This is a genomic window from Treponema sp. (assembly GCF_051883275.1).
Classification (GTDB): Bacteria; Spirochaetota; Spirochaetia; order Treponematales; family Treponemataceae; genus Treponema_D.
In genome coordinates this window covers 1-12,011 of sequence record NZ_JBJETK010000056.1, presented here as the reverse complement: position 1 = coordinate 12,011, position 12,011 = coordinate 1, and the positions used below count along the sequence as shown (strand labels likewise).

Genomic DNA, 12,011 nt, shown 5'->3' with positions numbered 1-12,011 from the left:
CCGTAACAAGTACGTTCTTGATAGTTTTGATATTCAGCATAGTTTATGCCCTCCTGTGTAAGCCCGCCGGTCAGAGCGGGCGTGTTAGATAGCAAAGCGTTAAAAAAAATTGCGATGCAGCAATTTTTTAGCTTTATTCTTTAAACTGTCACCCAGCCGGGTGTTTTTTTTCACTCTGAAGAGTGCGTGGCGGAATAATCTCCGCCTGCGATTTTTTTTTGACAAGGAGAGCCAAAATGTGATATAATCTTTTTGTTCAATTTTAAGAGATTCACATATATGGCTCTCGACCGAAAAGCCTTGTTCAGCAAGTGTTGGCGCACTTCCTGAAAGGGCTTTTTTTATGCGTATATGCTTTTCATACCACCTCCTTTTGTTTTATTGCATTCCTTATAGTCTGAACAAGGAATGGTTTTCCTGCGGCATTTACAACAGTCTTTCCCACATGGAACAGCTGCTCAAGGAGCAGGAACATAGTCATGGCAAGGGCAAAGCAGGTTGCTTCTACCTCGCCGTTTATGCTCTGCTGAGTATGATGCAGTTTGATATGAGCGTACTCATGAAAAACAATCTGCATGCACTCAATGGAGTTCCGGTTTTCGTTGTAGGCAATCATGCGGCACTGTTCCCCTGTAACAGGATGTGGAAATAGGGCGCAGATACCTTCTTCCCAGCGGCTCAATGAAATTTCTCTGAATCCTTCAAGATTTTGGGGAGTAAAGGAAGAAAACTTTTTAAGCTTAATTCCCTGCTCACGGATCATCTTTTTGTAGTCAAAGTCGTCCTTGTAGTAATCAACATCGCTGAGCGTTTCAATGGCCAGAAGAATAATATCATTTACTCTCCACGGCGGAAGCACGTACGGCGTTCCGTCTGCCATTGATGCCTTCAGCGCGTTATCTGGCAATCCTTTGCCAATAAACTGTTTCATATTTTCAGTTTCTTCCATTGAACCTCCATGCTTTTATTCATCCTCCGGGCGGCTGTATTCGTCCATGAGAATTTTCATCAAGCTGATTTTCTGATTTTTGCTTAAGTCATCCTTGCTGCTTGCAAGTAAAATCTTAAGCTGGTCGTAACCATAGTGGGTATCATTACCCAAAAGATAGTCACTTGTTGTGTGAAGTGTGTTTGCGATGTTTGCAAGCACATCCGTTCTGGGCATCCGGCCGCTGGTCATGTAGCGGCTGAATGCAGCTTCTGTAATACCGCAGATTTCGCAGAGCTTCTTCTGTGAATAGCGGTTTTCTTTCATTAAATCTTTTACCCTCCTTGCAAAAATGTTTTCTTTTTCTTCTGCCATATAGCGCCTTCCTTTTATAGGCTGAAAATAGAACCGTTTTATAACGGTCATTTTTTTAGGACTGGAGCAGTTTTAGTCCTTTATCTGTAATATAACAATTTGTTGATTTAAAGTCAATAAAAATTAACCAAAAATATAATTAAATACAGCAAATTTTATCATATCAGGAGGCATGCTGAAAAAAGCCTTTGCACGCTCAGTAAAATGTTTTTGGGCGTACAGCATTTTACGGATGGACGCAGAGGAAAATCTTTTTGGACGTACAGGATTTTACGGATGGGCGTAGAAGAAAATCTTTTTGGACGTACAGGATTTTACGGATGGGCGTAAAAGAAAATCTTTTTAGACGTGCAGCATTTTACGGATAGACGTAGAAGAAAATGTTTTTGGACGTACAGGATTTTGCTGAATCTACGGAAATAACAGGGAGAGTTCTGTTTCGTTATGGAAGACTTTTTGTTGAATGTACGGCTTGCCTGAAAGGGAGAGGGTGGGTGCTTCTTTTTTTTTCGTGTGTGTGCGTTGGGTGCATACATTTTTTATGATTAAAAAGTGTAATTAAACATAGTATTAATGGGATGTTACATTAAAATAAGAATAAAATTTTCTGCGGAATATTATCGGATCGTTTTCAATGATTATAAAATATCACTACTGTCAAGGATGCTGTAGAAAAGCTTTTCAAACAGTACGCAGCTCCTGTTGTTGTTCGCGTATGAAATTGTCGAGCGCTTAAGGTCTTTTTGAATGCCGAGATGATAAAGACTTGAATGGTTTGAGTCCAGTGAATTCTCAAGACTCCGCAGTACGTTTGGATTTGCAGGCTGAGCATAGCTCATAGTTACAAAGTGGTGCCAGGCAGTAAAGCCTTTGCAGTGCTTGTCTGCCTGTGTGCTTTTTACGAGATTCTTAAACTGAGGTCTCGGTACAAATGCCAGCAGCTGTCCGGGCAATGTGTTATACTTATTCATGTCTGTAATTCCTTATGTGATAGTGTTTTGTGTGATAATAAAATCTTATCACGGATTACAGGCTTTAAAAAGTATTTTATTTATCTTGGACAGTAGTGATGTACAGATATAAATATAATGAATAGCGTAGATTTAATCGATATTTCAAACTGTACATAAAAAATTAAGATAATGTAAAAGAGAGCAGTGTTACCGTGAACAGATGTATTTTTGATGTTGAACAAATCGACCTCAAAAGTTACCGCAAAAACTACGATTATAATGCCACAAAAACTACGATTATAATGCCACAAAAACTACGAATGACAGAAATCTATATCTGTGCTATAATTAAAATATATCAGAATCACGGAGGTACGAATTATGCCAAGATCAGTCGCAGATATTTATGACACATTGACTCTTACTGCACAACAGGAAGTATATGATTTTATGATGTACCTTTTACAAAAACAGCAGAATGTTACAGAGCCGTTGCAAACGGAATCACGAAAACAGAGAAGAATGGCTGCCCTTTCGGAATTCGCAGGAAGCATGAAAGATACATGGAATGGTGTTGATGCTATGGAATACCAGAGCAAATTGCGAGAGGAGAGAACCATTGGCTAAGAGAGTTTTTATTGATACAAATCCTCTGATTTACCTTTTAGGTAAGCAAGAACCATATTACACTAAAGTTCTGAAGTTTATGTCAGACTGTATTGATGAAGATGCAGAGTTTTATACATCAACGATAACGGATGCAGAGTTTCTTGTAAAACCTTACGAAGATAAAGATTTGAATCAGATTCACAAGTATAAGAATTATCTTTCATCTTTAGAATTTCTAAAATGCTTTATAAGTGAGCAGGTTGCAGAAAAAGCCGCACAGCTTAGAATAGATTATCCTTCCGTTAAACTTGGGGATGCTCTGCAAATGGCAGCAAGTATCGATTGTAATTGTGACATTTTTCTTACTAATGACAAACAGTTAAAGCAGGTAAATGAAGCAAAGGTCTTGTATTTAGGGGACTTGTAAGAATATGGAACGCTAAGGTTGAAAAAAAACGGCCTTAGCGTTCCATATATATTTCAAACTGTACACAACCAATTAAATAATGTATTATACCCTAAATGCCCCCCCCTTACCGTCCACATCCCGCAGAATAAAGATGACTCATACAGTTTCTATGCCGCAGGGCAAAAAGCGGAGAAGTCGTATCTGACGAAGAACGAGAGCGAATATATCTTTAAGTTTTCCGGCGGTACGGCGGTAGTGTTGTTTTATACATTCGAGAGGATAAAGAGGGCGTACATTGTAACAGGCTGGCAGGATGCACATGACGGAGAGCCTGTTGCGCTTCCCGACGTGGACGGCACTCTTGCCCTTGTGTATATGACCAAAGGCAGTAAATTTCGGCTGTTGGACGGAATCATAAAGGAGTTGACCAAAGACGATGAGCATTTCATCCTTACCCTGCCGCTCTTATTTTGGTACAAGCTTTCAAACATCATTCAGTACAAAGGTGGCAGAAAAAGCGCGGTGCAGAATCTTATAGAATCATACAAAGCAGAAGGAAAATCACGGTATTATGAATGAAGAAACAAAGCGCATGAACTACGCGCAGAAAAAGCTGATGGATTTGGTGGAGCAGAGGGCGTTAAAAAAATGGTGCGTGGAGCGGGGACTGCCCCATACGACCTTGTATAAGCTTGCAGTGGGAATATCCATCCCCACATTCACGCAGATAAGCTCGCTTCTGCCGTATTTTGCCCCTGCCGAATAGGTGTATTACGAGGACGAAGAAATCTCGTACAGCGTTTTTTAAATAACCTATAAAATGGTTGTTTCATCCATTTTATAGATCCGGTTTGGAATCACTGGATTTTCGTTTACTTCGGCTATGTACTTAGTAATTCGTTCTACAAGTTCTTCCTTTGACTTCACCCGGATTCCCCTTAAAAGCTGCCTTGCAAGTTTTCCAAAAAATCCTTCTATTATATTCAGCCAGGAACCATGTTTTGGGGTAAATACAAACTCAAATCTTTCTTTTCGTGTTTCAAGATATTCATTTGTTTTCTTTGATCGATGCACCGAATGATTATCAAGAACAACAAGTATCTTCTTGTCCTTATCATATTTTTCATCAACAACTTTTAGCCATTCAATAAACTCTTCACTGGCATGCCGGTTTCTTATAATAGATATGACTTCTCCATCCAATAAATTTATTCCTGCTAGCAGCGACAATGTGCCAAGCCGTTTATACTCACTGTCCCGTGCTATAAAACCATGTTTTTCTGTCGGATGTTTATCAGCAACAGTGTTTCCAATTGCCTGAATTCCAGGTTTTTCATCATACGAAACCATGATGTATTCGTCCTCAAGCTTCTTTTCCAGTTTCATCTGGACTTTTTTATAGACAATCAGAACCTCTTCCATCTTTTTTTCAAAATCTTCATCCCTTTTTTCAAGATAATAGCGAATTCGATGAGGTTTTATGCTTGCTTCGTTTAATATTACGCTTAATGTTGATATAGAAACTGTTTTTAAGGCTTCATGTTTTTCATTTTCACAGTTATTAATGATATGTTCCCGAAGTTTTCTTATGCTCCACAACTCCTGAGCATAGCCGAAGTCAGCAGGCTTTTTACATGCTATATTTTTTATCCATGCCTTATCTTCGTCTGTGATTACAGCCTTTCTTCCCCGTCCTTTTTCATCATTAAGAGCACCTTCGATTCCTCCTTTACGGTATTTTGTGAGGCATAATTTTACTGCGCTGAAATGAAAGTCAAGTTTTGAAGCAATATCTACCAGAGTTTTACCTTCATCTGAAAGCAGAAGCATTGTTGCTCTTTTTACTCGGATTGCCGTTTCTGTTTTTGATTTTCTAATCTTTGTCAGAATTTTTTTTTCTTCTTCTGTTAATGTAATTTTTCCGTCTTTTAGTGGTCGTCCCATGCATTTAGTATAGCATATTTTATTCTGAATGTTAAATATAGAACGATGTACTAGTATGAATTTCACACACTCCCTGCATGATCGCCATCAGAAACCTCCCTGTTTCTCCAGAAGCACAAACACGACTGGCGCGACATTTCGCAAAAATACGGCTTTGCCACAGAGAATGCCCGCAACATCTTTGTGAACCGCCGTGCCAATGTAACGCTTCTTCAGCTGCGCAAGATGGCAAAAGACGTGACCCCCGAAGAGTTCTTTATCCCGCCCGCAGACGGAAACACTGGTCTGTTCTACCTCGACCGTGGCGACATAGTGACCTTTGCCGGAAAACATATGCTCGTGCTTACAGAGTACGAGAAAAACAAAAAGCTCAGTTACTTTATAGGCGTGGAGAACGCGGAGCCGGTGGATATTACCACACTTGCCGCCTGTCCGTATGTGCGTAAAGCTCCTGTCTTGGTGGGCAAGGCGAGCGCAGAAAAACTGAATGCGGCGGTTGAGCTTGTCGAAACCACCATTTGTAAGCCCTGCTTTTCTAGTGTAAAAAACGAGTAGTTTTATCAAAAGCACACTTTGAAATTTTTATCAAATATGTTAGATTTATTCAGATTATGAATACTGACGTAGCAACATTACAGAATATTTCAGATACCCTAAAAGAAGAACCGCTCGCAAGCCAACGGGTGCTTGCCGAAAACGCCGGAATGTCAATTGGTCTTATGAACGCCGTAATTAAGAGATTCGTGGAACGCGGCTGGATTATGCTTACCAATGTGAACCTTCGTAAGTTCTCTTATGCAATCACTCCTGCCGGAATCGCCGAACTCACTGCCCGCAGCCAGACCTTTGCCAAGCGCACATTCGCCATTGCAAACAAATACAACGACACATTGTGCAACGCAGTTGCACAGGCAAAAAAAGATGGTAAGACAAAACTTGTTTTGTACGGTAAAAGTTATATAAAATTTTTGCTGGTTTATGCCTGTCAAACTCTGAATGTTACATTCTTAGAAAAAGACACCGCTGACCCGATTGAATCTGACGCTTTTTGCGTAGTGGGGGAGCAGTGTGCGGAAGATGATATTGAGTGGCTTACGGAGAATGGCTGCGTGAATTTGTTGGATTTGATTGAAGAATAAGGCTGTATTTTTTTCTATGGGTGGTTATTACGAAGTTGTTTATTCTGAATTAGGCTTGCCAAAACGAAAACTTCAAACCCTAACAGATATGCTCTCTGGTTGTGAATGTTGTCAGGCGACTTATGACAGAGAAGATGACAGAACTTATTTTCATGCTCCCCATCAGAGTTTTGAAGATTTGCTTGATGATATAGGTTTTACCGAGGCACAAAAAGAAAAGATTTATGATAATTATGTTTGTCCTAATTGCGGCTGTGATTTGAATGCCTTTTCTGAGGTAACGACAAACGAGTATTATCAAGAAGAAAAATTTTACGAAAAATATATCAAGAAAATAACTGCAAATGTAAAAACAAAGATAGATGATTTTTATGAATATTTTATTAAGTATCCTTATTTGAGCTGTAATCATAGCGTTGGAAAGCAGATAATAAAAGGCATCGATTCTTTGGTTAAACTGGACATTGACAATCAGATATACTATAGAGCCAGAGAACCAAAGGACTCTGCTGTTTTTACAACAGACGATATGCTGCCGCCATCACCGCAAAAAGTCCCAATATCAGAAGGACGGTTCAATCATTTTGGACAGGTTCACTGGTATCTGAGCGATTCAGAGACATTGTGCGGAGCAGAGTGTTCTCATAAGAAAAACTGCATACTTTGGTTTCAAAAAGTCAAAATAAACAAAGCATCCTGCATTTTGGACTTAGCAAAAGATTACATCGACTATTCTTTTATTCCTGACAATACAAAAATCTATGATTTGCCTGTTGTTGTAGCAGCATTGCTGCTTTCTAGAGTTATCACAAAGAAACAAGAAACCAAAGGCATAAATGGAATCCTTTTTCCAGATTCTTTGCTCCCTGGAAAAAATCTTGTCATTTTTGATATAAACAAAATCCAATATGAATTTGATGGCAAGCCCGAATTAAAGGAATATAATTTCCAAAAAGAATATGATGATGACCTTTACGAGAATCTGGGATTCTAAAGTTACGCATTGCACTTGCTAAAATATTCGTTCAGCAGTTCTTTGCTTGAAAAGTAGGTGTACAAAACTTTTATAAGGAATGCTGGTCTGTCATTTTCTAAGAAAGGAATAGCCGAATCATCAATCTTAAATGTTTTCTGACGTTTCTGAGCTTTTTCCTTTTGTTTTATGTCAGACTGGCGTTTATCATATTCATCAAATGTGTAGAAAATGATTTCATGGTCAAGGTGTTTTATAAAGAAACTGCCGTTATTAACGAAGAATTCAAGATGAACAGCCTGTGTTATAATGTAATCATTAAAGGTGTTAAAATCGTATTCTAGCTCTTCAAAAGTTATTTCGTTCCCGACTGGTTTTATCCACAAGGTATCTGAGTTTTCATCAATCAGTTTCGTTGGAACAAGACCGTTAAGATTGCTCATATCAAATATTTGACCGAATTGTACAGCTTCTAATGCAATATCAGTTGTAAACCTTCCAGTGATGGGTGTATCGTAATATGGTCTGAAAGAGATTGTTTTGATTAGACTCTTTACACGAAGTTCAAAAAGCTCCTTGAAAAGGTCATTGTCCAACCTGTTTGAAAGAGGAATTGTGATATTGAGCTTTTTGTTAAAAAGACGGCATTCAAGATGTTCAGTAAAAATTGGCTCGTAATTATCGGTAAAAGTAATCAATCCGTAAGTGTTGTAATTGTTATCTTCAAGAATGTCCACATTGTGTTGAGAAAAATACTCAAAAAGGGCTGTTTCCTTAGGTTTAAATTCTCTAAGATTTGTTTGTTCAAAGGAGTAGAACCAGAAAAGAGCTTCAAAAATGCAGAAATAACCGTAATTTGCTCGGAAGAAATCAGCATCTTGAATCCAGTTTGCAAGGTTTGTATATATGCAGTTCCGTTCTGCAAAAGATGCAAAATATTCAAGATAATCAGTTAGTTTAGTGCTTGAAAGCAATTTTCTTATTTCTGTGATAGTATCGTTTTCCGTGTTGACTAAGCTGTTGTAATAGCAAGAAGTTGTTTCGTTCCATTCCTCAAGTTGTTTTGTACAACGTATATCATTATTAAACTTATCAAGTCGATTCTTGGATTCCCGAATCTTGTCTTTAAAATAATAATTCAGAGCAGCTGCCGTGTATTTCATAAAATCAGCGTCTTTACATGATTTCAGAATTTCAATGACTGAAATAATGGAAGGATTTTGGAGATTGAATTCTCCAACCAAAAATCCAAAATTATATTCTGCAGCGGGACAAGATTCTAAAGAAGTCTTATTGTATTGTTCAAGTTTATGATTGATTTCGTCTAATGATTTATACAGTTCTTCTAGCATCATGATTGGTTATTATAGTCTATGCAGTGTCGAATTGCAAAGCGGAGTATTCATAGAATGAACACATTGACGGAAGGATAGTTATAGAGTAAGATAAAATATAATAGGGTAGAAGATTGAAAAGATACTCCGTATTACTTGGACATGCAGATGGAGAATTATCAACTCCGCTTGACCTTTCTAAAATTAAAAATTTCTTGATGAGTGCTAAAGGTGGGGCTTGGTTTGAATCTGAAATATTCTGTAAAACAAACATTTCTTATAAAGAATTAATTTCTCTCATTGCTGGAATAAAGGCTTCAGAGTTTGATTATGTGTTTTTTTACTTTAGCGGACACGGTGGTTATAAGAGAAATACTATTATTGAACTTAATCCAAAAGGCGAAACTATTGCAGAAAACTTTTTGTCTAAATTGGCAGTCAGGCAGTTAAGTATATATGATTGCTGTCGTCTAAAAGATGAGACTTTGCAAGAAAGTATGGAAAGTACAAAAAACTTTTCTGCATTGCGGGAAGACATAACGGTAATTCGTTTTTTATATGAAAAACGAATTATGTCCGCGTTGCCACAGCAGATGACGCTTTATTCATGTAGGGTTGATGAATCTTCGTATGATTTTGGAGAAGGAGGAATTTATACAACTCATCTTCTTAAATCTGCAAAGAATTTTTCAGATTCATATTTATTGGCAAGTCAAGCTCATGCAGATGCATATCAGCCAACAATAGACGAAGCAGATTTGCATGGGGAATCTCAACATCCAGATTTCTTTATGCCAAAGTATAGTTCTTCTCAGCAATTGATTTTTGCAATTAATGATAAACATACGAGGTCTTAAAAATGTGTATTGATTCTACCCTTTTGTCAGCTTTAGTTTCTGCTTTAATTTCTGGAATAGTAAGCTTCGTTGTTACAAAACTCTCAAATAAAAATGAAAAACGAAACAGGCTTGATTCTCAGTTGGATGAAATAATTAAAATTTCAATTCAGTATCCATACTTCGAGTTGCGTTCTTTTACAGATGCCTGGAAGCAGAATTCTGCAGAAAAAGATGAGAAATATGCAGCCTATGAGCAATATGCTACATTAGTGTTTAACTATCTAGAAAAATTTTCAAAGTTTTATAAATATGATACGAAAAAGATTGAATCTGAACTTGGTATGAAGTCTTGGGTAAGAATACATAAAGAGTATTGGCGAAATCCTACCGTTTCTAATGAGAATACCGATTTATACGAAAAGGAATTCGTGGATATTATTGAAAATATGTTGAGGTAGGAGTGGCTATATGAAAAGGCTTGCAATGCTAATAGGGAACACAAATGGATTGCCTGGTATTCAAAAAGATTTAGAAGATTTTGGTCTTTTCCTAGAAAGTGATATAGGAGGAGCTTGGAATTCTAATTTGGAGATTTGCAAGGCATATAATGTTTCATATAAGGAATTAAAAGAATCCCTTGAATCGATAAAAGTAGCAAAGATTGATTACTTTATATTTTACTATAGTGGGCACGGCGGTTTAGACAGATCTTCTGGAGACACGATTTTAGAATTAAACAAGGCTGGTGAAACTATAGACGAAATAGAACTGCAAAATATTACGCCACGACAGTTAAATATATATGACTGCTGCCGTGTTATTCCAGAGAGTACACAGAAAAGTCTGATTACTGATAGTGTGAATTTTAGTGCTGAATCGTGGAACAAGATAATTCGCGAAATGTATGAAACTAGAATTATGGCTTCTTATGAGCAGCAAATCAGTTTATATGCTTGTAAGAAAGGCGAATGTGCTAATGCTACTGGAAAAGGGTCTATTTATACACAAAATTTAATAAAGGCAGCAAGAAAAAACAGTATGTCCGATGTTCTAGTTTTGGATGCTCATAATGGGGCGGTTATTCCGACAGTTGATGAGGCTTCTAGATTGGGCGAGGAGCAGCATCCTGATTATGAAGCGAATCCTTTTATCCCAAAGAATAGGCAGCTTATATTAGCATTAAAGAGTTCTCATTTTTATGGATAAGGAGTTAGAGAAAAAATGTCTGATACCCGCCGCATTGCCAAAAATACACTTATGCTCTATTTCCGTCAGATACTTATCTTGCTGGTCAGTTTGTATACAGTGCGAGTGGTACTTAATGTGCTTGGCGCAGAAGATTACGGAATATACGGCGTTGTTGGCGGAATCGTATCTTTCTTTGGCTTTTTAAGTAGTTCGATGGCGAGTGCAACCCAGCGTTTTTTCTCGTTTGCGCTAGGGAAAAAAGATGGAGAACGCCTAAAGCAAACATTTTGTGTGAATCTTGTTATCTATGTGCTTATTGCTTTTGTTGCACTTACTTTGCTTGAAACGATAGGCGTGTGCTTCGTACATAATAAACTTTCTGTGCCTTTGACAAGGTTTGATGCCGTATGTGTTGTTTTTCAGTTTTCAGTTTTATCATTTTTGTTCTCAATTATAACAAGTCCTTTTATGGCGATTGTTATAGCGCATGAAGATATGCAAATTTATGCAACTGTTTCTATCATTGAAGTATTATGTAAGCTCGGAGTCGTTTTCCTTTTGCAAATAATCGTTGTAGACAAACTTGTATTATACGGTATTTTGCTTTTTGCATTACAAACTGGTGTTGCACTTGTTTATATGCTTATTTGTCTTAAAAAATATGAAGAGTGCCAGTTTAAGAAATTTTATTGGGATAAATCCTTGTTTAAGGAGACCATTGATTTTACAGGGTGGAGCCTTTTTGGGGCTTTTTCTACGGTAGGTAGAAATCAGGCAGTTACAATCTTACTTAATCAATTTTTCAATCCAATTGTAATTGCCGCAAGGACTATTGCCGTTACGGTATCGGGTCAGGTAAATACCTTCTCACAAAATTTTAATACAAGTCTGTATCCTCCTATTATTAAAGAGTATGCGGCAGATAATAAATCTGAGATGTTTCGCCTTATATATAACGGTTCAAAAATGACTTTTTACTTAATGTGGGTGTTCGCATTGCCGCTTTTTTTACACATGGATTATGCTTACTCTATGGCTCAAAAACCCTCCAGAAAATGCTATCTTTTTTACAAGGCTTGCCCTAATTGAATCTTTAATAAATGCCACCGCGCTTCCATTAATGACGGCCGCTCGTGATCAAGGTGAAATGGCGGGGTATGAATTGCCGCTTGGAAGTGTGAATTTGCTGATTTTCGTTGTGGACTGGATTTTATTAACAGCATTTTGCTGACTGTCGCAGGAAAAAATATATCTTGCCGAACCGGAAAAATCTTAGTACGGGGAAACCCACCACCTATGGTGGTGGTCTAGCAAAGTTAG

General features: G+C 37.7%; 16 protein-coding genes. 11 read left to right on the top strand and 5 right to left on the bottom strand.

Annotated elements, in window-relative coordinates:
- Nucleotides 1-358 precede the first annotated feature (358 nt).
- From ACI4L0_RS09095 to ACI4L0_RS09085, 3 genes are all read right to left on the bottom strand, one after another.
- Nucleotides 359-949 carry a hypothetical protein gene (locus ACI4L0_RS09095; protein ID WP_439799384.1) on the bottom strand — a complete coding sequence of 197 codons (591 nt, stop codon included), beginning with the start codon at nt 947-949 and terminating at the stop codon, nt 359-361.
- 15 nt (nt 950-964) lie between these two features.
- A complete protein-coding gene (locus ACI4L0_RS09090; protein ID WP_439799385.1) occupies nt 965-1,303 on the bottom strand; it encodes a helix-turn-helix domain-containing protein in 339 nt (112 codons plus the stop codon).
- A gap of 638 nt (nt 1,304-1,941) precedes the next feature.
- Entirely contained in the window at nt 1,942-2,274 is a 333-nt protein-coding gene (locus ACI4L0_RS09085; protein WP_439799853.1) for a DUF4372 domain-containing protein, read from the bottom strand.
- A gap of 363 nt (nt 2,275-2,637) precedes the next feature.
- On the opposite strand from ACI4L0_RS09085, the gene ACI4L0_RS09080 reads away from it, so the two are divergent.
- From ACI4L0_RS09080 to ACI4L0_RS09065, 4 genes are all read left to right on the top strand, one after another.
- On the top strand, nt 2,638-2,883 hold the full coding sequence (locus ACI4L0_RS09080; RefSeq protein WP_439799852.1) for a hypothetical protein: 246 nt from the start codon (nt 2,638-2,640) through the stop codon (nt 2,881-2,883).
- On the top strand, nt 2,876-3,292 hold the full coding sequence (locus ACI4L0_RS09075) for a type II toxin-antitoxin system VapC family toxin (RefSeq protein WP_439799851.1): 417 nt from the start codon (nt 2,876-2,878) through the stop codon (nt 3,290-3,292). Before ACI4L0_RS09080 ends, ACI4L0_RS09075 begins: the two co-directional genes overlap by 8 nt.
- 240 nt (nt 3,293-3,532) lie before the next feature.
- Entirely contained in the window at nt 3,533-3,853 is a 321-nt protein-coding gene (locus tag ACI4L0_RS09070; protein WP_439799850.1) for a hypothetical protein, read from the top strand.
- Nucleotides 3,846-4,040 carry a hypothetical protein gene (locus ACI4L0_RS09065; RefSeq protein ID WP_439799849.1) on the top strand — a complete coding sequence of 65 codons (195 nt, stop codon included), beginning with the start codon at nt 3,846-3,848 and terminating at the stop codon, nt 4,038-4,040. Before ACI4L0_RS09070 ends, ACI4L0_RS09065 begins: the two co-directional genes overlap by 8 nt.
- 47 nt (nt 4,041-4,087) lie before the next feature.
- On the opposite strand, the gene ACI4L0_RS09060 is transcribed toward ACI4L0_RS09065, so the two are convergent.
- The gene (locus tag ACI4L0_RS09060; RefSeq protein WP_439799848.1) at nt 4,088-5,218 is read right to left on the bottom strand and encodes an IS630 family transposase; all 1,131 of its coding nucleotides are present in this window, start codon (nt 5,216-5,218) and stop codon (nt 4,088-4,090) included.
- A 225-nt stretch (nt 5,219-5,443) separates the two neighbouring features.
- Between ACI4L0_RS09060 and ACI4L0_RS09055 the strand changes: the two genes are divergently transcribed.
- The 3 genes from ACI4L0_RS09055 to ACI4L0_RS09045 are packed head-to-tail and all read left to right on the top strand — an operon-like array spanning nt 5,444 to nt 7,351.
- Complete coding sequence (locus ACI4L0_RS09055; protein WP_439799847.1) at nt 5,444-5,773, top strand: hypothetical protein; 330 nt, start codon at nt 5,444-5,446, stop codon at nt 5,771-5,773.
- 56 nt (nt 5,774-5,829) lie between these two features.
- Nucleotides 5,830-6,357: a winged helix-turn-helix transcriptional regulator gene (locus ACI4L0_RS09050; protein WP_439799846.1), complete on the top strand. Its 528-nt coding sequence runs from the start codon at nt 5,830-5,832 to the stop codon at nt 6,355-6,357.
- 16 nt (nt 6,358-6,373) lie between these two features.
- Entirely contained in the window at nt 6,374-7,351 is a 978-nt protein-coding gene (locus ACI4L0_RS09045) for a hypothetical protein (protein ID WP_439799845.1), read from the top strand.
- Nucleotides 7,352-7,353: 2 nt separating this feature from the next.
- On the opposite strand, the gene ACI4L0_RS09040 is transcribed toward ACI4L0_RS09045, so the two are convergent.
- The gene (locus ACI4L0_RS09040; RefSeq protein ID WP_439799844.1) at nt 7,354-8,685 is read right to left on the bottom strand and encodes a hypothetical protein; all 1,332 of its coding nucleotides are present in this window, start codon (nt 8,683-8,685) and stop codon (nt 7,354-7,356) included.
- A 113-nt stretch (nt 8,686-8,798) separates the two neighbouring features.
- Here ACI4L0_RS09040 and ACI4L0_RS09035 point away from each other — a divergent pair, with 113 nt between their 5' ends.
- From ACI4L0_RS09035 to ACI4L0_RS09020, 4 genes are read left to right on the top strand one after another with little or no spacing between them, the layout of a single operon-like run.
- Nucleotides 8,799-9,521 (top strand): caspase family protein, encoded by a 723-nt coding sequence (locus ACI4L0_RS09035; protein ID WP_439799843.1) that lies wholly within the window; start codon nt 8,799-8,801, stop codon nt 9,519-9,521.
- 2 nt (nt 9,522-9,523) lie between these two features.
- Nucleotides 9,524-9,961: a hypothetical protein gene (locus ACI4L0_RS09030; RefSeq protein WP_439799842.1), complete on the top strand. Its 438-nt coding sequence runs from the start codon at nt 9,524-9,526 to the stop codon at nt 9,959-9,961.
- Between the two features lie 10 nt (nt 9,962-9,971).
- A complete protein-coding gene (locus ACI4L0_RS09025) occupies nt 9,972-10,709 on the top strand; it encodes a caspase family protein (RefSeq protein WP_439799841.1) in 738 nt (245 codons plus the stop codon).
- 15 nt (nt 10,710-10,724) lie between these two features.
- Nucleotides 10,725-11,780, top strand: a complete 1,056-nt coding sequence (locus ACI4L0_RS09020) for a lipopolysaccharide biosynthesis protein (RefSeq protein ID WP_439799840.1) — start codon at nt 10,725-10,727, stop codon at nt 11,778-11,780.
- The last annotated feature ends 231 nt before the right edge of the window (nt 11,781-12,011 follow it).

Bases quoted from the DNA above. Each gene is read 5' to 3' on its own strand.
- ACI4L0_RS09095 (WP_439799384.1), bottom strand. From the start codon at position 949: ATGGAAGAAACTGAAAATATGAAACAGTTTATTGGCAAAGGATTGCCA.
- ACI4L0_RS09090 (WP_439799385.1), bottom strand. From the start codon at position 1,303: ATGGCAGAAGAAAAAGAAAACATTTTTGCAAGGAGGGTAAAAGATTTA.
- ACI4L0_RS09085 (WP_439799853.1), bottom strand. From the start codon at position 2,274: ATGAATAAGTATAACACATTGCCCGGACAGCTGCTGGCATTTGTACCG.
- ACI4L0_RS09080 (WP_439799852.1), top strand. From the start codon at position 2,638: ATGCCAAGATCAGTCGCAGATATTTATGACACATTGACTCTTACTGCA.
- ACI4L0_RS09065 (WP_439799849.1), top strand. From the start codon at position 3,846: ATGAATGAAGAAACAAAGCGCATGAACTACGCGCAGAAAAAGCTGATG.
- ACI4L0_RS09060 (WP_439799848.1), bottom strand. From the start codon at position 5,218: ATGGGACGACCACTAAAAGACGGAAAAATTACATTAACAGAAGAAGAA.
- ACI4L0_RS09055 (WP_439799847.1), top strand. From the start codon at position 5,444: ATGGCAAAAGACGTGACCCCCGAAGAGTTCTTTATCCCGCCCGCAGAC.
- ACI4L0_RS09050 (WP_439799846.1), top strand. From the start codon at position 5,830: ATGAATACTGACGTAGCAACATTACAGAATATTTCAGATACCCTAAAA.
- ACI4L0_RS09045 (WP_439799845.1), top strand. From the start codon at position 6,374: ATGGGTGGTTATTACGAAGTTGTTTATTCTGAATTAGGCTTGCCAAAA.
- ACI4L0_RS09040 (WP_439799844.1), bottom strand. From the start codon at position 8,685: ATGATGCTAGAAGAACTGTATAAATCATTAGACGAAATCAATCATAAA.
- ACI4L0_RS09030 (WP_439799842.1), top strand. From the start codon at position 9,524: ATGTGTATTGATTCTACCCTTTTGTCAGCTTTAGTTTCTGCTTTAATT.
- ACI4L0_RS09025 (WP_439799841.1), top strand. From the start codon at position 9,972: ATGAAAAGGCTTGCAATGCTAATAGGGAACACAAATGGATTGCCTGGT.
- ACI4L0_RS09020 (WP_439799840.1), top strand. From the start codon at position 10,725: ATGTCTGATACCCGCCGCATTGCCAAAAATACACTTATGCTCTATTTC.